Genomic DNA, 23,917 nt, shown 5'->3' with positions numbered 1-23,917 from the left:
GTATGAATGTGAGAATCAGTCGAACCAGAGATTTTGAGCTACTAGCAAGCTTAAATAAGCCAATTCATGATTTGCATGTCTCCTTGTATCCAGAACATTTTACAGAATATAGCTTTGAAGCTATGAGAGATGCCTTTGAACGATTCGTGCAGCATGAGAACTTCATTTTCCTTCTTGTCGAAGATAACGATGAACCTCTAGGCTATGCATGGATAGAAATGAAAAACTATTCCCAAGGCGCTTTCATTAAACAACGTAAATCTGTATTCGTACATCAGTTAAACATAGTGGAGAAACAAAAACGAAAAGGTTATGGATCGCACATGATGAATTACATTTATGATTTTGCAAAGACAGAAGGAATCGAAATGATTGAGCTGGATTATTGGGCCAATAATGAGCATGCAAAAAAATTTTATGACAAACAAGGTTTTGTCGCTTTCAGAGAGTATGTATATAAAAAAATATAACACCAAAGGGTCTACCGGAAGCAATATTGGGTTAGAGCAGTTGATCCTAACTCTCGATTAATATACTTCGTCAAAGGGATGAGTAATTAATTCTGCGGAGGTGCATGAGGTTGATTAGATTTATGGTATATTCTTTATTTATACTTTTACTAGGACTCGTTAGTATTACTGTTGGAATCATCAAGGGGAGAGTTTGGGCTGTGGACTACATTAACCCAGCTACGATAGGAAGCATAGAAGCGCGAGAAGGAATCACAAATGCATTTATTTACTGTCCAGTCATTTTTGGAGGAGTACTAGTTGTACTCGGGCTTGTTATTTTTGCAATAGTATTTAGTCATTGGACAAAGAAACACCTTTAGGATTTCACAACCAAATGGGCACGAATGATCTTAAATTCTAAAAGAACGAACGGAGTGATACGTTTAGTCGACAAATTGATGTAGCACTCCTTAAAAGGACTTCCTCCATTGAACTAGCTACGGGAACGATAGCACAGCATATAACAGGCAGAATAGCTCAGAGTCACGTGAATAATCATATAATCTGTAAGATATGGGGGGAGTAGCATATTATGATTCTTGAGACAGAACGACTGATTTTGCGGGACTTTACCCGCGATGATTGGAAAGCGGTTCATGTATATGCTTCTGATGCTGACTTAGTACAACATATGGAATGGGGTCCAAATCAGGAGATTGCAACAATAGATTATGTAGACAGGATGTTAATGTCTCAAAATCAGTATCCTAGAGAGCAATATGAATTAGCGATAACCGTTAAAGAAAATGGTACCTTAATTGGAGGGTGCGGCTTGCATATTGAGAAACATTCACAAGCTGCACTAGGTTATTGCCTAAATCGTCAATTCTGGGGAAAGGGATATACTACGGAGGCTGCGCATGCAATGTGTAGGTTTGGATTTTTTGATATCAAACTGCACAGGATTTTCGCAACTTGCAGACCTGAAAATATTGCCTCGTCAAGAGTTATGGAGAAAATCGGTATGACAAAGGAAGGCACATTAAGGGAACATCTATTTTTCAAGGGGAGATGGCACAATTCATTCATTTATTCCATCCTTACGACGGAATTCGTTTGAACTAACGGAGAACGATACTGCAAATCGACCCTCGCGTGTCCGTCCGGGTGTACGTATGGCCGGACGCCCAGTAGATCAGAGAGAGAAATGTACAGCACCATTGATTTTTATGCTGAATACGATAGTGATAAATCACATTGTATGAGGGATACCATGGAACTACTTCGAAAGTATATTATCGCGAATCTGTTGATATTTATGCTGTGTGACCTTTTATGGACGGCGGATGGTACTATTCGCCCTTCGTTAGCCTCAGTACCGTTCTTCTTTGCAATTGTCTATTTACTGAATAGGAAGAAGTTTGAGAAGGCGTTATTTGGGTGGGATGAGTCATAGAGAAGCTTTGATTTCATATGTGTTTAGAAAAGCCGCCTGAGTGCGGCTTTTTTTTGAGCGGATAACGTTGCGCAATTCGATAATAACGCTTGGCTGCCTTCATTGTACTAACTGGTACGATAGCTCAACCTCGGTTTAAAGAATATTAAAACTGTCCGGAAGGTACGGCGGCTTCGTTAGCGAATAGAATAGCGATTCGGAAAAAGCGTCTGTCGGCGTCGAAGGGAGCGCGAAGCGAACATAGGCGGCAGGCGGCAGACGAACAATTCATAGTAAATCGGCGGCGGTCCGGTACCTGGGCCTGCCGCTTCCTTACGGGAGAGGAGCTATTGCATTGTCAAATCATAGCCAAACGTATTCATTCCAGCGTCAAGTCGAAACTTACCTGCATGCGGACGTCGTCGTCATCGGAGGCGGGCCCGCCGGCGCGGCTGCAGCGATCAGCGCGGCGAGATGCGGGAAGAAGGTTGCCCTGCTGGAGAAATCCGCGCAATTGGGCGGCATGGGGACGCTGGCCAACGTCAGCATTTTCATGCCTGTCGGCAATGTGACCGGCATTTACCGGGAAATCATTTCGGAGATGCTAGCGGAATATTTGCCAGCGGATCACGATCAGTCCATCGCGCCGCAATACTCGCCTTTTCTGCTGCGGCAGTATTTCAATGAGAAGATGAAGAAGGAGAACGTTCAAGTTTTCTATCATTGCGAGTTTATCGGCGCGGTTCATGGGGGCGGCCGAATCCAGTCGGTCATCGTCTCGACGCGCGAAGGTTTGCGGGCGTTCGAGGGTGAGCGGTTCATCGACTGCACGGGCGATGCGCGGGTGGCGATAGATGCGGGAGTTCCGTATCGGACGGGTCGGGACGAAGATGGCCTGACGCAGCCGATGACGCTCATGTTCACGATGCAAAACACCGGCAAGCAAGTGACGCCCCTGCTGCCGGAGGGCTGCTACGTCTACAACGACGTGTCCGACTTGCCGCAGGGGCGAAGGCTCTTTTGGGAGCAGAATAACGACGGCTCGCTGCTCGTCAACATGTCGCGCGTCAAAGCGAACGGCGCGAAGATCGAAGACATCAACTACGCGGAGACGGAAGCGCTGCGGCAAGTGTTCTCCATCGCGAACTATTTGCAGCGAACCGGATTCGAAACCTACGCGCTGACGCATATTGCGCCGCAGACCGGCGTTAGGGAGACGAACCAGATCGAAGGGCTCTACACGCTGACTGAGCAGGACGTCGTGGACGGAGCCCGGTTCGCCGACGTGGTCGCGCAGACGAACTACGAAATCGACATTCACAGCCCCGATGCGAAGAAAACAACCGACGAGCGCAGCGTCGCCGGATACGACATCCCGTATCGCTGCATGGTGCCGGAGGCGTTCGACAATTTGCTCGTTGCAGGCCGCTCGATCTCCGCTACGCATGTCGCCATGTCCTCGATGCGCGTGCAGGCTACCTGCTATGCACTTGGCCAGGCGGCAGGCGTGGCGGCAGCCCTATCGCTCGATGACGGCAGGGCGATGAGGGACGTTTCCATTCAGCGGCTGCATGGCGAACTAGAACAGCAGGGCGTCCGCTTTCTAAAGCAGAGGGCCGGCAGCGTACAAGCGGAAAAATGATACGAATTTATGGCAGCTAACGGGTACTTTAGTTCATCAAGCAGGGTCAAAGTAACTTTATCCTATTCTGTCAAAGTCCTTGATAATCAAGGGCTTTTTTGTTTTGGATTCCAGGAAGGTGAAATCGCACCGTATTCCACCGGCATTCCCGAATTCGCGCTGGCGATTCCCGGCTTCGGGGCGACCGTTCCCGCAGGCGACGACAATAATGGACGAGTTCTCGTTCCAATGCGGATAATCAGCGAAAAGCTTAATGCAACCGTTCAATTCACAGCTATGAATCAGCCTATCATAATCAAACGCGGAAATGATACCGTACAATTTACGATTGGAAAAACGCAAGCATATGTCAATGGAAAGTCTGTTCAACTTGATGTACCAGCTAAAGTTATCGATGGGCTCAGCTATGCTCCGATTAGCTTCGTTGCAAAAGGACTAGGTACGGACGTCCAATGGGAGGGTACTGCTCGAGTAGTTGTTGTCCAGGAAAAACATGCTACAAGCGAGAAAGCGTTGGATGTACAGTCGGCTCAGGCTATTGTACAAAAACAAGTAGGGAGCGGCGTGACTATTGAAGCAAACGGTACTCAATTCATTCGTTTCTACAAATGGTACGCGGATTCACTGTGATCGATGGTTAATGTGCAATAAATATCATGAAGGCTGCCGAACTAATGATTCGGCAGCCTTCATGACGTTTTGGGGGCTAAATGAGCAAGATGAAATGATTGTTCTTTTTCCATGGTTTTTGAAAACCGTCTGATTCGAGATAAGGTACGTTCGTACAGACGATTTGCTACTGCCTGAATAGATTGTAATACCTGTAGAAAAGAGGTGATGATTGTTGGCTGTAGAATCCAAGATGACTAGGAACAGCGCAAAGCAATGGATAGGTCAACCCGTTTATATCGAATTAAAGGACGGGCGCTCTTATGTTGGTTGGGTCACAGATGCTAAGAGTGGACAACTGATTTTGTCCGGGCAGAGAAGTCCGCGGAAAACAAAGATGATTTCTACCAAACGTGCAGGCAAAGCTACGGTTTCCAGTTTTATTCCCGGTATGCTGGGGTTAATTGGGGGCGGTTCGATGTTTGGCGGTGGTATGATTCCCGGCGTCGGTGGCGTCGGTGGAGGAAGTACAGAAGGTGGAATAGGCGGAGGCTTTGGGGACTTTGGGGGCTTAGAGAATATCATGGGAATTATGGGAAAAGCATTTCCTATGATAAAAATGGGTTATGGAATGATCAAATCCATGATGCCGATTATGAAGATGTTCAACGTTTAAAGTTTAAACCAGCTTTGCAGCATTGAACAGGCTGCCTGCTAATCGGCAGCCTGTTGAGCTAATGATCTGTTATGTTAAAAAGTGTTGACGCTATTATCTTGGAATTATTACAATAATATTCCACAAATAGATATAGGAGGTACACCGGTGCAAAAAGTACAAAGTGAGATAAACAAAAAAGCATGGACTTACCGAGCATACGAATGGTGGGAGAAGAGAAGTGGCACTCCGAAAGATACGGCAGAAGATATGAAGAGTAATCCTCAAAAGTATTTGAGAAAGCATCTAGGCTACTTGGGAGACGTAAAAGGAAAGCGCGTCGCCGTTTTGCTTGGAAGTAGCGGGAGAAAAGCGATTCCTCTAGCCCTTATAGGTGCATCTGTCACTGTTGTAGATATCTCAGAAGAAAATCAACGCTATGCTCTAGAAGTAGCAAAAGAAGCGGGTGTCGAAATTGAATACATTGTATCGGACGTATTTGAGATTGATATTGGCAAGTTCATACATAGTTACGACGTAGTGTACCTTGAAGGAGGTATTCTGCATTACTTCGCTGACCTAGATTCATTTGCACGCATTGTTTACGATTTACTGAAAACTGGTGGACGATTGGTATTAAACGATTTTCATCCCATTAGGAAATTTATTCAATACACTGAGGATCAAGGTATAGAAATAAAAGGAGATTATTTCGATTCCCGTTTATTCGAAGGTGCTGTTGCTTACAAGAGCATGTTTCCGCTGAGCGAACAGTCGGAATTTCCTGATTGCCTCTTACGGTTTTGGAACATGGGTGAAATTATCAGTTCAGTTGCCGCCTGTGGATTGGTGATTGAACAACTAACTGAAGAACCCAGAGCAGACGGAAATCATTTTTTGCCAGGGAGTTTTACTTTAGTGGCAAATAAATTCATAGTTCAGAAGTGATTATTTCGAGTGTACACCTTTTTACTCAGCTAACGGATTACGATATCACACTGCCGGCATCATCGGAAGCCTATCGAGCTAATGGGGAGTATAACGCAACAAAACTATTGTCGAACCCGTCTTTTATGTTGAAAACGGATTTTATAACAAAAGAGGTGGTTGCTTAATGAAGATATCTTGTTCGTCTGCGCTTACTCTGTGCATCGTACTTTGTCTAATACTAATAGTCGGATGTTCTGCAGGCGAAAATGCAACTCCTAAATTGGATTATTCCAATATGGATATAGCGGAGGTATTTACTACTTTAGAAGAACTAACAAACTCATCTGAACTAATTGTTGAAGTTAAACTTACCGGTGAACCGGAATTTATTGAGTATGAGGGTGCCAATTTTTCTTTAACAAATGCTGAAGTTAAAGAAGTACTTAAAGGACAAGTAACAAATAATTCAATAAAAATATTTGAAGTTAAGGCTTTTAACATGAATAGAACGAAAAAGAGCGATAATTTTGTTCTATTCATGGACAAATACAAAGGACCTGTAACATCAGAAGAGGCATATGTAATCTCAGGTGTTTATCAAGGTAAGTTCAATGTAGATAACGAAAACAAGGTAATTTATGATGGAATTGAGTACAATGGAGAAGTTTCTTTTCAACAAGATTTACATTTAATGAATGCAGAAGATTTCAAGAAGCTCGTTAAAGAAAGAGTCGACAATTTAAATTGATACTATTGGCACCTTTTGCCGGCTGCGCTTTCGCGTAACCATTCTCAAGTTGTTTACGTTTAATCAATACATATAAGTCTTGTAATGGGAATGGAAAGGGGCGATAAGGTGATAAAAATCAAATACTTATTCCTTATTCCTTGTTTACTTTTATTAGTTGCTTGTGCAGAGAAACAAGGTAGTGCAGATTGGCGTTACAGTTTCGTTGTGTGGGAAGGTAAGATGTACACATTTAATAACCCAACTGAGACATTAGAGGCTAATGAGATTGGAAAAGAAATCGGAAATGTAGAACAGTATTCTGATAATGAAGCTGCTAATTTTAACAGTGCAAAAATATTCTCAAACAGATTCAAAGAAGGCTCGAAGTTATTTGAAATTAATGAATTAAGCTCTGATTTATCAATTGCTGTTAAAGACTACGATGGGTTATTTATAAAAGGAAACTATGAGGGTAAATACGGTAAGTAACGAAACAAAGACAGACTGATTACTCATTAAACTTAGTGGGTACGATAGCACAAGGAAAACAGGCTGCCGACATAAACGGCAGCCTGTTTTCAGCTAACGGGCAGTTCTGATATAAGCTCTACATCCGTTTTCTAATCAATGACGAGTAAAGGTGTGAGTAATTATGGAATTTGAAACATCATATATCAATCTTGCTGATGCTCCAGAAAAACTTAAAAAAGAAGTCATTGAGACTCTTAGTGAATGGGAGTATGAATTACTATGTGTTAGAAAAATCAAGAGTAATCCTTATGGTGAAATAATACAGTTTCAGTACACAGCATTTATGTATTGCAAAACGTTTGAATGGATTCAATTACACGAAGTAATTGTTAATAATGATATTGGTGAAACGGAAATGATGGACAGTAGAATGTATCTTCGTGATGTGAGGGAGTTCATCAAATTAGCCCCTAATTTGTTTGAATAATAGTAATTCAATAGACTAAGTTATCGAACAGTAGGTAAAATGGGTGGAAGTGAATATCCGAAACAGAAAGGAATAGAAAATCATGAGGTTCAGTATGGACTTAGAATACACCCCAATTTCTCCAGTTCCCAATTTGCCATTTACTGAATCAAGTTTTAAGCGTATGGCCTCACAATACACGTTGGATACCAATGAAATTGGAATTGCGCTTGTTGATATTTGGAACTTTGGATGGGAAAATGGACCCATTGTACCAGAGCTGGGGTTTGAGTTGAGTACAGAACGTGGTGTTTCACATGCCAAACGTAAACGTCAAATTATTCAAGAAGTCATTGCTCCTGCGGTTACCGAATTAAGGGACTTGGGCGTACAAATATTTCATTGTAATCACGCATTCTTTTTAGAAAAGTACCCCCAGTGGATTAACTCAACGACAACAGCTGAAAGAGAGAATCTTAAAAAAATCCATGAAACGAACTCTGGTCAACCGCCAGCTGAAAAACATAAAACGTTCCCACCAAACGAGTGGGTTCAAAACTGGCAATCCCGGCATTCCGATGAAATAAATAATTGGGCATGGTTGAAACAAAACGACAAAGTTTATGAGCAGATTGACATTGCAGGCCCAATGAAGCCCCAGAAGAATGACCTACTTGTCTACAATCATATTCAATTCCACAGATTGCTTTCAGAAAGAAAAATTAGGGTTTTATTTTACATGGGATTTGAAACCGATGTATGTGTTCAATTTAGTGATTACGGTATGAAATACATGAGTGATTACGGTTATATGTGTAATATCGTGCGGGATGCGACAACAACATTCGAGACTGCCGAAACACTTGATGGATTGTGGAAAACCAAAGTACATATTGCTTATATAGAAAATAAATATGGATATTCCACTACTTCAAGAGCCTTAATAGAATCAATAATGAAAGGAACGGATTGAGCTAAAGGAAACGATTGTTCAATAAATATAAGCAATTTGGAATGTGTTTTTAAATGTGAAAAACGAATCAAAAGCGATGAGCGACCTCCTGATGGGCTTTTTGAGGCTTTTGACCTCGTTTGCAACCCCATTGTACCGAGGCGCTCGTTTTTGTTCAAACGCCAAATTATTCGTTTTACAGGAATTCTAACGGGTGCGATAGTTGAAAAAACATTGACGAGGCTGCCAGAATGAATGGCAGCCTTTTTAACTCACTAGAGAAACTGTTGTGCAATATAAATAATCTGTAGTAGTAAAAAAAAGTTTAATTAATATAAGATTATAAGAAATTTCGTTGTCTGTTATATTAAAATTATGCTACTGTATTATTAAACTTTCGCAATATATTTGGAGGTGCTAAAATGGTGGTTGAAGACTTAAAGATAGACGGAAAGTTAATTAAGGAAACGATTGATAAGCTGGGGCAGCTTCTTTCAGAATTTTATGTTTATCCTGAATTAGCAACAGAAATGTGCAGGAAGCTACAAACCATTTTTTTTGACGGAGTCACTAGAGCATCAACTTTTTGTGAAGAGATTACAAAGCAACTGCAAATGATAAGTAATGATATGCATTTACATGTGTCTTATAATACAGCTGAAGAAAAACCTTCGAATAGTAATGATAGAACGGAGTCATCGACTGACCCAAGGAAAACAGAGCTGATGTTGGATAATTATGGTTTCGTAAAAGTGGAACGTCTCCCAGGAAATATCGGCTATCTTGAACTGCACGCTTTTGCTCCACCTGAGATAGCAGGTGAAACCGCCGTTAGTGCCATGAATTTCCTCGCTAATACGAGTGGAATGATTATTGACCTTAGAAAAAGTGGTGGATGGTCACCCGCTATGGTTGCATTCCTTTCAAGCTACTTGCTAGGTGACTCTCCTGTCCATCTCAATGATTTATATTGGAGAAATACCAACATCACTCAATCTTCCTGGAGCATGCCATTTGTTCCTGGCAAACGCTTTGGGGCATATAAACCTGTTATTATACTTACCAGTAAACAGACCTTCTCAGCATCTGAAGAGTTTGCCTATAACCTTCAGGCAATCAAGCGGGCTCAAGTGGTTGGTGAAATTACAGGTGGCGGTGCTCATCCCGGTGGGGTTCATAGACTGAACAATTACTTTGAAGTCTTTATCCCGAGTGGGCGAGCTATAAATCCTACAACTAAGACTAATTGGGAAGGAACAGGCGTTTTACCAGACATAGAAGTAAATCAAGAAAAAGCCTTTGACATTGCCTATGACGCAATACTACAACTTGGGCTAGAACAGATGTTAGAAAACCCAACTTGTGGAGAAGAAAGACTTATACAAGAAATGAAGTCGGCAATGGAATACAAAAGGCTTAATGTTTGTTAACCTAGCTTGGCTGCAAAAGAAGCCAAACTTTACATTTTACGCTTGTCCACGATACGATGGCACGAAAGCCAGTTCAGCCTACTTCGCAGAGCAAGACGAGGGCGATGACGCTGCATAATCAGATGAAGCAGCTAGAGCGCCAGCTGTCTCGGATTACGCTGCTGACTCGTGCGAAGCGACCCGTTCCGCTGCTGCGCAAAAACAAAGAAGGCTACGCGGCTGCTCGCCCAACGAAGCAAGCGAAGTGTGTGGCAACTAAAACGGAAGTTTCTAATCAGGCACCGGAAGCTCATTCGAGGTTCGATGATCGTCGAAACCAAAAATGGCTACCACATATACTGGGTAATCCGAAAAGGATCGATCGGCTGGTTCGTGCCCATTCAACGAGCACTTAGTCCTGTAAATTCAACTCCGATCCCAAAATCACGGACCTCGCTCGCGTCATGCGCGTTCCCGGCTTCTACCACCGGAAGAACCCGGCAAGCCCTTACCTCGTTTGCGTGAAGCGCTGGGGGAGGAAACAGCCTTTTACGCAGGCCGAGCTCATCCGGGGCTTAGCATTATCATTATAAATTTTATAACGACGAACTGATGTACTTTTCCAGGGAAAAATCTGAGGGCTACTCTTATTCGCCGGGGATTGTATTAACCAAATGACAATACCGCATTGAGATAACGGAGCACGATAGCTCAATAACAACAGGCTGCCGCATAAACGGCAGCCTGTTCAGCTAACGGGCAGGATATTTCAGGTAATTCACGAATAAATTTATTTATGTGTTTTTACGAAATTCGTATATAAACGTTATATGAAACCTGTCTAAAAAGGAATCATTGAGTGGAGGCTAGCGGCAATGTCATTCATCGCGGGAAAGCTCGTCACCGAGACGCTCGAGTACGATGGTGGTCGACAAGTTACGGTGTATATCCCTCCGGACCCACCCCAGGCATTCGTGTTTTCCGGTGACGGTCAGCTGATCTCACAGTGGGGCAGAGTCCTCGAGGAAGCCGGCGCACCATCCACGATGATCGTCGGCGTGCATCGACTGGCCGATGAAACACTGAGACTCCATGAATATTCACCAGGATTTAACCCGGAACGATTCGCGGCACACGAGAAGTTCTTCGTCGAGGACGTCTATCGATGGGTCCAGTCGTGTTTCGGTTTCACGCTAACTACCGAACGCACCGCGGTGTTCGGTGTCTCAGCGGGTTGAGAGCTATCGCTCTCCATTGGCATTCGGCATCCGGACATTTTTGGTGCGATCTTCTGTGCATCGCCGGGTGGGGGTTATCGGCCACATGATTTGATGCCGAGTTCGATTCCGCGCGCGTACCTCGTCGCCGGTACGCTAGAGCCGTTTTTCCTCGATAATGCGACCCGATGGGCGACTGCGCTGCGCGAGGCAGGTGCCGACGTAGAAATGAGAGAGCGGGTCGCGTCACACGACGATGTTATGTGGCGAGAAGAGTTCCCATTGATGGTGACGTGGGCGTTTGGACGATAAAACATTCACTGATCCTGGGTTTGGAAGGTTGACTCGCATCCGCCATCATTAGATTACGATTGTTTTGTATGATAGGAATAAATCTAAGGGGACATTTATGAAACCAATTATGATTGATTTTCCAGATGAGTTCCCTACTGAACGATTAGTAATTAGAATGCTAAAACCAGGGGATGGCAAGGTTGTGTATGAAGCCGTTATTGCTTCGATAGATGAGTTGAAACCTTGGTTAAAGTTTGCACAAAATGAACAAACCGAATATGATATTGAACTTGCAGTTAGAGAGGCGCATGTAAGATTTTTAAGTCGTGAAAATCTAAGATTCCTTGTCTTTTTGAAAGAAACGGGACAATTTGTTGCTACGACAAGCTTACATAACATAGATTGGGATGTACGGAAATTTGAAATTGGCTATTGGATAAATACACGTTTTAGTTGCAAGGGGTACATGACTGAAGCAGTTAAAGGTATTTGTGATTTTGCTTTTAGTTAGTTAAACGCCCGAAGGTTGGAAATACGTTGTGATACAAAAAATACTAGAAGTAAGTTAATACCTGAGCGATTACACTTTGAACTTGAGGGTACTATCAAGAACGAAGATTTATCGGCTGATGGAAGCGAGTTGAGGGACACATTCATTTTTGCAAAGATACAACGATGACATGTTGATAGCACAACGAAGAACAGGCTGTCGCTTGAACGGCAGCCTGTTCCGCTAACGCGCAGATGCGCATAATTCCGACGAAGAACTCACAGAACGAGGTACAGGAGATATTATTGCAACAGCGGTGGGGACAAATTCCCCGCTAGTATTCCGTCCTTATGAATGCGCGTTAACTTACTGTCGTTTTTTTAATGTTAGATTGCCCTTATTAAACATAATAAGTCCATTTATTCGCTCATATAGGGAATATAAAGGATATAGTAGACAAATAAATACGACAATGGAAGGTATTTTATCAATAACAGGTATTATTCCAGATAGCAAAGATTTTAATGTTTCTGTTAAGTAAATAAATAAAGGAATTATTGCTATCAAACCAATTAAAAGAAATGGTGTTACTTTTGTTTCTTTTAATTTGGCTTGCAGTACGGACACTTCATGGTAAAAGGTGATGAAAAATCCTCAAAGTCATCAAGTGTTATTGCCTTTTGACAATTAGGGCAAGGTACAGAGGTTCTCATAATAAATCTCCTTATAAACGAACTTACATAAGTATAATTGGGGATTATTTGTTCAGTAAATGGAGAATAGTGGTTGGGAAATGAACAGTCGAAGATAATATTGCATTTTAGAGAAGGTGCTTTGTTCAACTAACGGGTACAATAGCTCAACACGGAGAACCCGTTCCCCGGTTGAATACCGGGAAACGGCCGTTGCTTAAGCTGACTTTTTTCACTGTCTACTTGACGGGGGTATGACCATAACCGCGGGCTTTTTTGTTTTGCAGTAGAAGAGCAAAACCCGCTCCCTTGGGGAAGCGGGTTTGTGGCTTGAGCGATGCCTTAGTGATGCCTTAGTGAAGTTACATTCGACAATTAACTCCCTAAAATCGATTCCTAAATGTTCATTTTCAGAATGTTTAAATCGAGGCTATACAAGATTATCTCGTAGCCGTTCGACAGCGCGAACGCGAATATGAACCGCGCCTCGCGGTGCCACTGATGTTGGTAATTAACAATGATCTCTGGGGTGATCCCGTGAGCTTAGGCTCAGACACCGGTGACGTCGAGACCAGTTTAGTCTTGTTAGGCTGTTAGTTTAGACAAAGCTCTTGAAATGAACTATCCTATAGTTGTTCTTAAAATCGGGTCATTATGGTGAAATACTTTCTCTATTACAAAAAAACGCCTGGCTTGGTGGCTTGGTGGTAGGATCTTTAAGGAACGCACCATTGTTAGGATCTAGAAATATTGTGTTCGAAGTTTTCGTAGCGGTCACGGTATGTTTCGGTGTACGTTAAAGGTGGGAAAAGTGTTGCACGACGAAACATCTTGTCCGCTTCTTCTTTAAGAATAAATCCGGCATCTAAATAATCCTTAAGCTTTTCACGAAACGCGTTCAAATATTCATTGTGGTTATTGAAGCCCAAATTCTGAAAGGTTTTCACATTTTCATAAGTGCCTAATAGTTTAAAAATACCAGCACTAACAATACCAAAATTAACAATATAGTGCGCTTCGCCGAGTTCGACAAATGGCAGACGCGGAACCTGATGCCCGCTTGCATTTACAGAAATGGCATTTCCATTCTCGTCCTTAACAAGGGTGCCGTCAACGGCTGCTAATAAATGGTGGCTCAAAGGTGGTTGTTTGCCTGTACGCACCCACTTGTCCCCCTGTAGAAAGTGTGCGCGCAGCTCAGGTGAAAAACTAGCGGGTGTCGTTTTATTTGTAAGTGATGTCGCTAATACTAAATGATCTGGGATGTGAGGCGAACCTGCAACAGCATAGAAGCGATATTGACTCAAGGTGATACCGCGATCCACGAATTCTGGAGATGCCCCCTCTAATTCAGAATTGACCACAATTATTTTACCATTAAAATCTCCTGACGCTATTGTTGCTTGTGGATCATGTCCAGATGCAAAGATTGGAAGTACAGAGAATGGAAGGGCAAAATCAAAAACACCTTTAGCATGTCCATTGGTAATTAAGCGGAGAACGGGGAAAGAAGCATCCGAGAAACCAATTAAATAACGTCGTTCAATGTCTCCCAGAATTTGTCTTGCAATTCGATCTGTTTTTAGAGCCTTGGCAAATTCAGAAATGATCTTATCGTCAACTCGACCATTTCCTTCAGGGACACCACCATTGATCTCTCCAGACACTGTAGGGTCAAGGATTCTGCCATTTCCATTTAGACCATTTATACCATTTAAGTTCGTTGTTGTTGTACTCCAGCCGACACCTGCATGCGAAAATCCACGAGAGAATAAAAACTCCTCCCCCAAATAGAACACCCGTGCACCAAGTCGAGTACTGAAATGAGATGGTTCTACTATGACAGTCTGGTTTCCTTTTTCGGGATTTACAGGGGAAGCAATCCGATAGGGCACACTAAATGAAGTATCAGTATCAGTATCAGAAGAGGTGCTTCCCAAAAAAATCCCTTCATATTGCACGTATTCAATACCTCCAAATGTACCAATCCGTCTCGTGCTCGGCTCCCCTAAACTAGTTTGTGAAGCCATACATATCATCTCCCATTCTAAAGAATGAATATATAAGTTGCCTTATATAGATTACTAGTTTATTAAACTTGATAGATTACGCTTGTATCAGTAACCATGTTTTTCCAACATTGGGCTTATGCACAGGATTACTTTGCTCATATCAGATTGAAAGATATTTCGAAGAAAATGTACCAAGAAAGATGCGCTGCGCTTAACGATCTTGTCGGGTGACAAGACAGCCTGCTCAACTCCCTCGGTACGATTTAGTTTTCTCACGAATACTCGATTATTCGCAGGATTTTACCCTTGCAAGAAATACAGAACCTGGTTTTTGTTGTAGTTGTACAACATCTTATTATATTCATCCAATCAAGTATATTAATTGCAAAATATACTAGATTAACACTATAAGGGTATAGCAAAGATTGGGAATAGTGTGAATCTTGGAAATTGATTTGTACGCATGGCAGCTCATGGTTATTCAGTTGCTTAATCATATTCAATGTATCTTTATAAGATAGTGTATGTGCTAAGATAGAGTTTACTTATATATGTCGTAGTTCAAAAATAGGAGATGATATTTATAAATGGCGGAATATCAAAATGTAATAATCGTAAAATACCATTCTGGTAAATATGGCCAATGGATAACTTTGGCCAACAGGCCCAGTAAGTTCGACCCAAAACCGCATCGCAGGAGTTGTTGTGTAGATGAGTTCTAGCCAATTCATCAACAAGGTTCCGCAAACTGTAACTGCGCCTATTCCGGTGAAAGTCACTGGTGTAGGAAGCGGCAACACCCGGTTCCTCATGGTAGACAACCCCGAGACGATAACACAAGCGCACTTTTCCAGCGGGAACCTGCAAGTCTTTGCCCATGACCAAACACCAGGCACAGGAGGATGGGTCAAGTACCGCGTATTCATTTGGGCACTAAATCAGACGGGAGTTCCTCTCCGTATGGGCATTACGGTCGGCAACGGGAACACGAACGGTGAAACCTACCAAATCCAGAACTTCAAGTGCGACGCTCTCAATACGAGCGGAGATTACTTAACGAATGTTGGTCTTCCTCTTGCGAAAGCCTTAATCGCTGGTACATTGGATATGGACACGACACCGGTAGAAGCTACCGTACCGCCAATGTCTGTTCGTCTGGTGCACGAGACGACTGTAACCAACGGAAAGCTGAAAGGTCTCGTCTGTGAGTTTGAGATCTTCAACCCATCCGGTGAGAATATGGTCTACAAGGTCAGAGTGGTTGCTTCGACGAGCTCTAAAGCCAACCTTCGGAACACGCAAGCGGCTCCGATTGCTCTGTCGGGACCTCACCCACGTGGTTGCTGGCCTTGGTCTGAACAAGTCACTCCTGATATCACGTATACCCTGGGTAACGGCAGTGCCAACTTTAGCTTCGCGAACGGGGATGAAGTGAATGGAGACGACATTTATCTCGCCTCCAACAGCTACGATCCTACGAAGAGGCATTGACTGGTAGGTTCTACTTCAACGCACGTGGTGGCAAGTACGTTGGGGCAGTTAAAGTCAACGGCGCCATCTTTGGTATTCCGAAGATCGACCCTGCTGGAGTTAACTGTTGTTCGTTTGCTCAGTACACTGTACAGCCCGGTGATCAGTTGTTCATGGACATCGAGTTTACAGTCGGCGGAGCAGCATCGACGCCAGTTGCCATACTCTGCACAACGATCTAATGCACGAAACTTAAGGAGTCTTTTTATGCGGAGGGCATGAAATGGTTATTTGTTCTTTTTCTTAAATGGAGCCTCTATTTAAAGGGAGAGAAGTAAAGAAATTGTTGAAGCCTAACTCAAAGTCGGAGTTCCCTTTTAGGACAAAGCAGACTCGAACGAGATGTATCTGCTTGCGGATGCGTTTATGCAGGCAGGGGCCTCGCTATAATTCGTCTACGCACGGTTCGATACGGAATTTCACAGACAGAAGACGTTGCGCTAACGGGTACTATAGCACAGCAAAGAGCAGGCTGCCGACATAAATCGGCAGCCTGTTCAGCTAAAGGGCAGAAAAGTGGAAAAGGTTACATGTATTCTATTATTATTCAAGTTGCTAAACTAGACATACTTTGGCATTCGGGAGAAGTGATTCATCAGCATGAGTCAGATTTCCTTGGAACCAGGCTCTTACATATTATTCAGGAAGAATTTATTTTGAACTTGCTAATGCCTATTGCTTCTCTGAATCCACATTGGACACGATAGCTTAAATCACGGTTGCCAACTGATCGGCGGTCTTTTTTAAACTAACGGGCAGTTTTGCTATAACGAAGGGATTGATTCGGAACTGTCGAAATTACCATTGAAGATTATTAGTACCAACTAGGTGGTGAGTATATTGGATGAGTCCGTTTTAGATTTTTATGATGACCTAGCTGAAGCTTACCATCTTATTTTCGTTGACTGGAATCATGCTATTACTCGGCAAGGTGAGGTTTTAAGCGAAATTATCCATTCAAAACTTGCTAGTCTGAGTAAAATAGGTGCATCGCTATTAGACTGTTCCTGCGGAATCGGTACTCAAGCAATAGGGCTGGCTAATCACGGATTTAAAGTAACTGGTACTGATATAAGTCCAGTATCAATACAAAGAGCAGCAAAAGAAGCAGTATCTTTCGGGGTTGATGTAAACTTTGGGGTAGCTGATTTCCGTTCGTTAGAAAAAGATGTTTTCGGTGTTTTTGATGTCGTTCTTTCCGCAGATAATGCGATCCCGCACCTTCTGACCGATGAAGATTTAAATCTCGCTGCTAGAAATATGTACTCAAAAGTTAAAAATGACGGCGTTCTTCTCATTACAATGAGGGATTACGATGAGTTGGTAAAAGAAAAGCCTAGAGCTACAGAGCCGCGCATTTTCGATAAGGGTAAGCGTATTGTTTTTCAGGTTTGGGATTGGGCTGATGATGTGAAAACCTATCAAACAAACCATTTTATAATGCAAGAAATTAATGGGCAATGGATAACAAAGCATAACAAAACAAGATACCGAGCTTTATTACGAGATGAATTTAGTCATATTTTGAGTACGGTTGGATTCTCGGATATCGAATGGTGTATGCCATCAGAATCAGGTTATTACCAGCCAATTGTAACTGCGCGAAAAAAATTGTAGTTTAAGCTATACCAGCCAATAGGTGTCAAGAATTGAGTGATTAACAACGGCTGAAGTAGTAGGTATACTGGAAGAGGGCATCCTAAATAACCTTCCGATTGGGGTTGGAAGGTTATTCTTTGGTTTCCTAATTATGGACCTACGCTAGGTCCACGAAAGTTGTTTTATTCTTCAACATGGCGAAAATCCAGTGAAGCAGCTTATTTGCACTAGCGATGACCGCTACTTTATGCCCTTTGCCCTCGGTCCTTTTCTTGTCGTAATAAGCCTTGATTTTTTGGTTGACGGACAGCCTAAGGCCACAGCGAACGGCAAGGAATAGCGCTAGTCTTAACCGCTTGGAGCCGCGTTTGGAGATCCGATTCTGGGTAGCTGTAAACTTCCCTGATGAGAAAACACTCGGATCCAGACCGGCGAATGCTACCAGCTTTTTGGCATTGTCGAATCGCTCGATTTCTCCGACTTCGGATAAAATTGTTGCCGCAATTTTATTGCCAATACCGGGAATTGAGCGTAATAGATCAAATGCCGCAATATCTTCAGCCAGAGCATCTATTTGCGTTTCGAGTTGAGATAGGTGCTCTTGGTACTGAAGAAGAGATTGCACGAGAATCCCTAGACTAACAAAATGACTACTCATCGTTGAACTCTTAAAGGGATTTCGCTCGGCTGCTGCAATCAGCCTCTCCGAACGTTCCTCAGCCCAGCGCACTGAGCGTGCTCGGGGAGTAAGCTCCTTAATCGCTTCAATTAGCTCGGTTTTACCCAACTGAAGCACCTTCTCGGAAGTTGGAAACCGAAGTAGAAGACGAAGCGAGACCTTGGAAAACGTGTCGCCAAAGACTCCAATATACTCCGGAAAGACTTGGTCCATAACCGCATGAAACTGCAATTTTGTCTGTACATACATATCTGAGATTGACTCATAGAACCGTGTCAGATGACGCAAGTTCAAAAGCGGGGTACCTCGTTTAAGCTCGGGCTGAAGCTCCTCCTTGTAGAACAACTCTCCGAGCAAGTGAGCATCTGCAGCATCGGTCTTCACATTACGCAACTTGCGTTTTCGGGCAGTTTTGGAGAGCAGGGGATTGATTACCAAGTATACATAGCCCAGTTCCTCAAACACTGGAATGAGCGGCGACTGGTAATGACCGGTTGCTTCCAAAACTATGGTGGGTGGTGTACCGGCCTCATCCTGCAGATCTTTCATATATTTTCGAAAACGGGTCAAGCCTTCAGTTGTGTGCTTAAAGCGAAAGACTTTCAAGTAAGGCAGGCCTTTATCCAGAAAAGCCTGGGCCATGCTTTCTCCTTTGAAAACATCCAGACCAATGACTGGATTCATGTATCTCATCCTTTTCTCCTTATTAGCCGGCAGCCCCTAACCTTCGTTGACTCACAGCATCGCTTGTTATACGGGATCCAGGTCCCAACCAGCCTAAACATGATCTCAACGAGTAGGGAGCGGACAGTATAGCTCACGGGATCTGCCTCCCAGGGACACGAACGTCCTGCCCAGCTACCCGTAATCTTACGACCTACAAAAAATGAGGTCGACCAGAAAGATCTGGTAACCTCATAATACGAATGGGCACGATAGCGCAATAATGAACAGGCTGTCGATAATTGGCAGCCTGTTGAGTTAACGGGCAGGATACATCAATTACCTCCACGAATACTTTAATTTATTTAATACTAGGAGGTGGGGTTTATTTGAGTTTTAAAGTAACCACTGCAGGTGCTTATGTGAATAGTAATGGCGATTTTCTCTTCCAAGTGGGGCCAACCAAGTCAGGTACAACTTTAGGCGTTGTAAGGCTGGGAGGCCATAGAGAAGATGGAGAAACGGGTTGGCAGTGTGCCATGAGGGAGGTATCTGAGGAATCCTCTCTTACAATAAAACCAATAAAGCCACCTATTACCTATTGGTACGAGGCTTCCGACAATCCGGATTTAGTACCTGGTGGATGGATTGAGGAAGACCATGAACCAATCTTAGTTGCTAAACGTCAGGATAGCAATCTAATTACACCTGTTTTCTTAGCAAGCGCTGATGAAGCTCCTGTACCCGCTATGGAAACGAAAGGAATATTAATACTTAGCCCTGACAATATCAAAAAAATATGTTCCGAACGAATGACACTTGGTCAGTATCTAGAATCAGGTGGAAAAGCGGTATTTAAGGAAGAACTACCGCTGCATTTATTGTTGGAACCTTTCCCACATCTCTTACTCTTGGATACATTAATTAAAAAGCACCCTGAAATAGTTACTCTGTATTAAGCGCACGGTAACAAGAGAGGTCAACTGCTATTCAATATTGACTTAATAATAATGAGGTTTGTTCTTAAGGAGGAGTTGGAAGTGACCAAACTATTATTTGATCCAATGAAGCATCCTGATTGGATCCCGCCACAATCGGCAGAGTGGCATGCAAATTTGTCTATTGAAGGCGGTGGATATAAGTATCCCTGGAATTCTGTATTTGATGAACCGCGTGCAGAAAAAATCTTTTCAGATAAAATAATAAGTTTTCTCCATGAGAACGTACGAATATTAGATGTAGGCTGCGGTCACGGTGAATTTACGAAGACATTCGTCGGAAAGGCGAAAGAAGTCATAGGAATTGATGTCATTGAAGGATACATATCATCAGCAAATGTTGGTGCCAGTGAAACAATTAAATTCCTTATCGTGGACGCCGACAAACAATTACCTTTTACTGACGACTCCTTTGATATTATCTATTCGAAGAAGGGCCCATGGCTATTTCATACAGGAAATGAGGAGGGACATCGTATCTTAAAGCCTGGCGGTACTGCTTTGGGATTATATCACTGTGGATCGGACGGAGGTCTTAGAAGTTTATTCCCTGGTCTGTATCATCCGCTTCCAGACAGTTATCTTGGAGATATAAAGGCGAAGTATGAACGACAATTATCCGAGAGCAATTTAGAGAAAATTGAATTGCAAATATTTGAAGAAGTGGAATATCTGGCGAGTCCTGAGGATGTACTGATAAAGAAATGTTTTGGCCAAAAGGAATCGCTTAAAAATATTGTGTGGCAAGAATGCTTGGCAGAAGTAGGGGAGATATTTTATAAGCATGCCTCTCCAAAAGGGCTACGGGTCGTAAATTATCATGCTTTGATGGTAGGAAGAGCAACTAGAAATTAAAACAAGCTGCCGATTTATTTCGCTAACGGGCACTATAGTACAATACAGACATAAAGGCAGCCGACCATATATGATCGGTTGCCTTTGTTCAATTAACTGTCATATATATGAAACAGTTTTCCTATTAATTAGTCAGATATGGTACAATGGACCAAATTATTTCAGGATAACTACATATGGAGGTGGAATTAATGATTGAATGGACATTGGACGATGTTCAAAGACTAATTAATAACAATGTGAAAGAAAATATAAATTTAGATTACAAGGCTAGCGGAGCTTTGCAAAAAAATAATGACAAGAAAAAAGATGAGATGTGTAAGGATATTTCAGCATTTGCAAATTCTGATGGTGGCACCATAATATATGGTGTTACAGAGAAAAACAATTTACCAGAGATGATTGATGAAGGTTTTGACCCTACTGAAATCTCAAAAGAATGGATCGAGCAAGTAATAAATACCAGAATCAAACGTAGAATCGATGGAGTCAGAATATATCAAATAGACTTGAAACCTGAAAGAGTTATATATGCAGTTAGTATACCTCAGAGCAAAAATGCTCCTCATATGGCCAACGATAATCGTTATTATAAGAGATTCAATTTCGAGTCTGTGCCGATGGAAGATTATGAGATAAGAGATGTAATGCGAAGAAATGAATCACCAGATTTACATGTTGAATTTGATATTACAAGCCACAATAAACTTAATTACCAGCTTGAGAACAGTACCATGAAATACTCCCCTAAATCTAATCCTATCAAATTTGAGTTATCTGTTAGAAACCATTCCTCTGCGCCTGCGGAGTATGCATTATTCTACGTATTTATTGATGCGAGAATTGAGGCCACCTTTCCAAGTCCGTTTAAGTTAGTGGGAAATCGAGTGCTTAATAGTCAGTTAACCTATTGCTATGTTTATACATGGTCCATAACTTCTAAATTAACTCCAATATGGGAAGATATTAAATTTTATGTGGAATGTTTTTGGCTAGAATTCCCTAATGTCCTCGGAGACTACATTTTGGGGTGGGAAGTAAAAGCACCAGGAATGACATACAAATCAGACAGCCTCTTTATTAGATCAGATTGTGAAGAAATTAAATTTCTTCTTTAGAATGACTTGCGAAGTCACATGTAGCAATGAGTTCCTACAATAAATAGTTGTAGAGATCAAAATAACCTACAAGTTAGATGAAGTAGATCAGGCAGTTCTTAATGGTGTAACTCTTGTGCTAGCGGAGAACGATAGCTGAACGAAAAGGAGTAGTTTGCCAGCGGCAGCTACTCCTTGTTTCATTGAAGTAACGGGCAGGATAATTCCAATATGTGTTTAATAAATTAATGTGATATTACTGTTTTCAGGGCAGGAGTTGATATTCTGCGAGCCATCATAGATTGGGTAAACCGATTATTGGGAAGGGGGCAACATATGGATAGGAGCCTTCTATTTAGGCATATCCATCTTTATTGTGATGTAAAGAGAAATGAAGCCACTCTTGTGCCAAATGGATGGCATGAGAAGTTAGGCGTTGTTTTGATAGATATTGTTGAAAGTATTCCTCTGCCTTTCTTAAAAGAGGAGTTATTTCGAGCAGTAATAAGAACGTTAAATAATTGTTTTGCCAAGGAACCGCCTGCATACCCTGCAAAAGATGATAATCCATTAGTGGGTAAGTTAGGCGGCAAGAATTGGTCTGCTGCAACGAGAGGTAAGAAATTAATCGTAATTAATTGGACGAAGGATGAGGGGTACGTCGTTTATCCTACCAAAAGAGGTCATGGTGGCGGTTATCACCATTTGACTGACAAAGGAGTTTATATTGGAAAGGAACTTCAGGCTGAAGCTTTGTTAAATGCTGTACAAGACAGTTTAAATTTATCATTGCGTTAGGCTTGGGTAATGCTAATGAACCTTTAAATGTTATTTGAAGTATTGTTTACTGATTGCGGATTCAACTAACGGGCACGATAGCTCAGAAAACAACTTGATGGCAGCCGAACGAATGATTCGGCTGCCTTCATTACGCTAGCGGGCACATTAACGCAACTCCATTTACAATTCTTACGTCTAACTTAACATTGAGGGTATTTTTTACAAACAAGGGATAGAGTATGAGGCGAAGTCTTCTGGACGCGAAAGGAGTTGGTTACGAATAATGAAAAGATCTATTATGGCTTTATTTATTTTAAGTTTATTAGCAGTTCTGTTCTCGGGTTGTGGTGCGCGAATGGGATCAAGCAGTAGTGCTGAGAGTGCCTACAAAGGTAACGGCACAATGAATCCAAACAATGATCCAAACGAGGTGCGTCAATTTCTTGATGATAATCATATTGCGAATAGTGATATTTATTTAAAAGAAGGTAAAGTCTACATTAACATTGTAGGACTTGACGATAAAATTGAACGCTTACTTGCGGATCGATATAAAGCAGGAACTTACCAGACAGTCAATGTCGCACATTCAATAGAGGAGCTGCAAAAAGCGCAACAGAAACTGATTGATCTCAAACTTTTTGACAAACTAAATTTGGACTCCTCTGGTCTTGATACGATGAATAACAGAGTAGTCATTACGCTTCCTGAAACGGACGTAGAAGAAGCCAAATCTGAAATTCAAAAGTACATTAATCCCGACTTGCTTTCCTATGTCGTTCAGCAAGAAAGCGTTAATCCTGAATTGGTTGGGTATATAACAAAGATTGAAAATCAAAGAGCCTTAGTCGTTAATCCAATAAGTAGAGAAATAAATGAAACAAGAGAAGAGTTCTATGATGCAATATGGGTTTCAAATATTCCTCCAGATATAAGGGTTGGGCAGAATGTTCAAGTTTGGTTTAAAGGCAGCATAGAGACTTCTTATCCAGGCCAGGGAGGGGCATCAAAGGTAACGATTTCCGAAGTACAAAAACCTGTAAAAGCAATACTTGCTCAAGACGAAGTAATACGTAAAGCTCTCATGAATAAGGACATTTTGGATATTAACATCTTAGTTATAAAAGAACTGAAATATGATGAGAAGTCGGAAATGTGGACTATTCGATACAAAAGCGCAGCTATTACGGACGGTGTATTAGAAGAGCATATTATACAAATACCAGATAAATAATAATGAATATATAGCTTAGCCATTTT

At 42.2% G+C, this 23,917-nt stretch carries 21 protein-coding genes and 1 pseudogene; 20 read left to right on the top strand and 2 right to left on the bottom strand.

Translation table 11 applies throughout. The features are described 5' to 3' along the window. Positions 1–8 precede the first annotated feature (8 nt). The 13 genes and pseudogenes from DL346_RS11945 (at position 9) to DL346_RS11875 (ending at position 11,941) form a co-directional block, all read left to right on the top strand. Positions 9–470, top strand: coding sequence for a GNAT family N-acetyltransferase (locus DL346_RS11945; RefSeq protein ID WP_112882347.1), 462 nt, complete (start codon positions 9–11; stop codon positions 468–470). A gap of 574 nt (positions 471–1,044) precedes the next feature. After that, on the top strand, positions 1,045–1,572 hold the full coding sequence (locus tag DL346_RS11935; protein WP_112882345.1) for a GNAT family N-acetyltransferase: 528 nt from the start codon (positions 1,045–1,047) through the stop codon (positions 1,570–1,572). 670 nt (positions 1,573–2,242) lie between these two features. Further along, entirely contained in the window at positions 2,243–3,529 is a 1,287-nt protein-coding gene (locus DL346_RS11925; protein WP_112882343.1) for an FAD-dependent oxidoreductase, read from the top strand. Positions 3,530–3,538: 9 nt separating this feature from the next. Then, the gene (locus DL346_RS11920) at positions 3,539–4,159 is read left to right on the top strand and encodes a copper amine oxidase N-terminal domain-containing protein (RefSeq protein ID WP_112882342.1); all 621 of its coding nucleotides are present in this window, start codon (positions 3,539–3,541) and stop codon (positions 4,157–4,159) included. 214 nt (positions 4,160–4,373) lie between these two features. Next, positions 4,374–4,814 carry an LSm family protein gene (locus DL346_RS11915; RefSeq protein WP_112882341.1) on the top strand — a complete coding sequence of 147 codons (441 nt, stop codon included), beginning with the start codon at positions 4,374–4,376 and terminating at the stop codon, positions 4,812–4,814. A 147-nt stretch (positions 4,815–4,961) separates the two neighbouring features. Further along, a complete protein-coding gene (locus DL346_RS11910; protein WP_240633137.1) occupies positions 4,962–5,741 on the top strand; it encodes a class I SAM-dependent methyltransferase in 780 nt (259 codons plus the stop codon). Between the two features lie 166 nt (positions 5,742–5,907). Further along, on the top strand, positions 5,908–6,471 hold the full coding sequence (locus DL346_RS11905; protein ID WP_112882340.1) for a hypothetical protein: 564 nt from the start codon (positions 5,908–5,910) through the stop codon (positions 6,469–6,471). A gap of 108 nt (positions 6,472–6,579) precedes the next feature. After that, a complete protein-coding gene (locus DL346_RS11900; protein ID WP_133257526.1) occupies positions 6,580–6,942 on the top strand; it encodes a hypothetical protein in 363 nt (120 codons plus the stop codon). A gap of 163 nt (positions 6,943–7,105) precedes the next feature. Then, a complete protein-coding gene (locus DL346_RS11895; RefSeq protein ID WP_112882338.1) occupies positions 7,106–7,411 on the top strand; it encodes a hypothetical protein in 306 nt (101 codons plus the stop codon). A 94-nt stretch (positions 7,412–7,505) separates the two neighbouring features. Further along, positions 7,506–8,363, top strand: a complete 858-nt coding sequence (locus tag DL346_RS11890; RefSeq protein WP_165822492.1) for an isochorismatase family protein — start codon at positions 7,506–7,508, stop codon at positions 8,361–8,363. 401 nt (positions 8,364–8,764) lie between these two features. Then, the gene (locus DL346_RS11885; protein WP_112882336.1) at positions 8,765–9,772 is read left to right on the top strand and encodes a S41 family peptidase; all 1,008 of its coding nucleotides are present in this window, start codon (positions 8,765–8,767) and stop codon (positions 9,770–9,772) included. 854 nt (positions 9,773–10,626) lie between these two features. After that, complete coding sequence (locus DL346_RS29295) at positions 10,627–10,989, top strand: alpha/beta hydrolase (protein WP_206098508.1); 363 nt, start codon at positions 10,627–10,629, stop codon at positions 10,987–10,989. Between the two features lie 388 nt (positions 10,990–11,377). Next, positions 11,378–11,941: pseudogene (locus tag DL346_RS11875) on the top strand (GNAT family N-acetyltransferase). A 1,237-nt stretch (positions 11,942–13,178) separates the two neighbouring features. Here the strand turns inward: DL346_RS11875 and DL346_RS11865 are convergent. Further along, positions 13,179–14,474, bottom strand: coding sequence for an alpha/beta hydrolase domain-containing protein (locus DL346_RS11865; protein ID WP_112882335.1), 1,296 nt, complete (start codon positions 14,472–14,474; stop codon positions 13,179–13,181). A 693-nt stretch (positions 14,475–15,167) separates the two neighbouring features. Here DL346_RS11865 and DL346_RS11860 point away from each other — a divergent pair. Both DL346_RS11860 and DL346_RS11850 read left to right on the top strand, forming a co-directional pair. Beyond that, positions 15,168–15,947 carry a hypothetical protein gene (locus DL346_RS11860; RefSeq protein ID WP_112882334.1) on the top strand — a complete coding sequence of 260 codons (780 nt, stop codon included), beginning with the start codon at positions 15,168–15,170 and terminating at the stop codon, positions 15,945–15,947. 879 nt (positions 15,948–16,826) lie between these two features. Continuing rightward, positions 16,827–17,603: a class I SAM-dependent methyltransferase gene (locus tag DL346_RS11850; RefSeq protein ID WP_112882332.1), complete on the top strand. Its 777-nt coding sequence runs from the start codon at positions 16,827–16,829 to the stop codon at positions 17,601–17,603. Positions 17,604–17,742: 139 nt separating this feature from the next. On the opposite strand, the gene DL346_RS11845 is transcribed toward DL346_RS11850, so the two are convergent. Then, entirely contained in the window at positions 17,743–18,948 is a 1,206-nt protein-coding gene (locus DL346_RS11845; RefSeq protein WP_112883077.1) for an IS110 family RNA-guided transposase, read from the bottom strand. Between the two features lie 368 nt (positions 18,949–19,316). On the opposite strand from DL346_RS11845, the gene DL346_RS11840 reads away from it, so the two are divergent. The 5 genes from DL346_RS11840 (at position 19,317) to DL346_RS11820 (ending at position 23,891) form a co-directional block, all read left to right on the top strand. Continuing rightward, positions 19,317–19,886: an NUDIX domain-containing protein gene (locus DL346_RS11840; RefSeq protein ID WP_112882331.1), complete on the top strand. Its 570-nt coding sequence runs from the start codon at positions 19,317–19,319 to the stop codon at positions 19,884–19,886. Between the two features lie 81 nt (positions 19,887–19,967). Then, positions 19,968–20,780: a class I SAM-dependent methyltransferase gene (locus DL346_RS11835; RefSeq protein WP_165822491.1), complete on the top strand. Its 813-nt coding sequence runs from the start codon at positions 19,968–19,970 to the stop codon at positions 20,778–20,780. A 191-nt stretch (positions 20,781–20,971) separates the two neighbouring features. After that, on the top strand, positions 20,972–21,898 hold the full coding sequence (locus DL346_RS11830) for an AlbA family DNA-binding domain-containing protein (protein WP_165822490.1): 927 nt from the start codon (positions 20,972–20,974) through the stop codon (positions 21,896–21,898). 315 nt (positions 21,899–22,213) lie between these two features. Then, positions 22,214–22,675: a hypothetical protein gene (locus tag DL346_RS11825; RefSeq protein ID WP_112882328.1), complete on the top strand. Its 462-nt coding sequence runs from the start codon at positions 22,214–22,216 to the stop codon at positions 22,673–22,675. Positions 22,676–22,940: 265 nt separating this feature from the next. Beyond that, a complete protein-coding gene (locus tag DL346_RS11820; protein WP_112882327.1) occupies positions 22,941–23,891 on the top strand; it encodes a DUF3221 domain-containing protein in 951 nt (316 codons plus the stop codon). Positions 23,892–23,917: the final 26 nt, after the last annotated feature.

Origin of the sequence: Paenibacillus montanisoli, from assembly GCF_003268025.1 — a bacterium.
GTDB lineage: Bacteria > Bacillota > Bacilli > Paenibacillales > Paenibacillaceae > Paenibacillus_Z > Paenibacillus_Z montanisoli.
The sequence above is the reverse complement of the archived record's forward strand: the minus strand, read 5'-3'. Positions and strand labels throughout refer to the sequence as shown.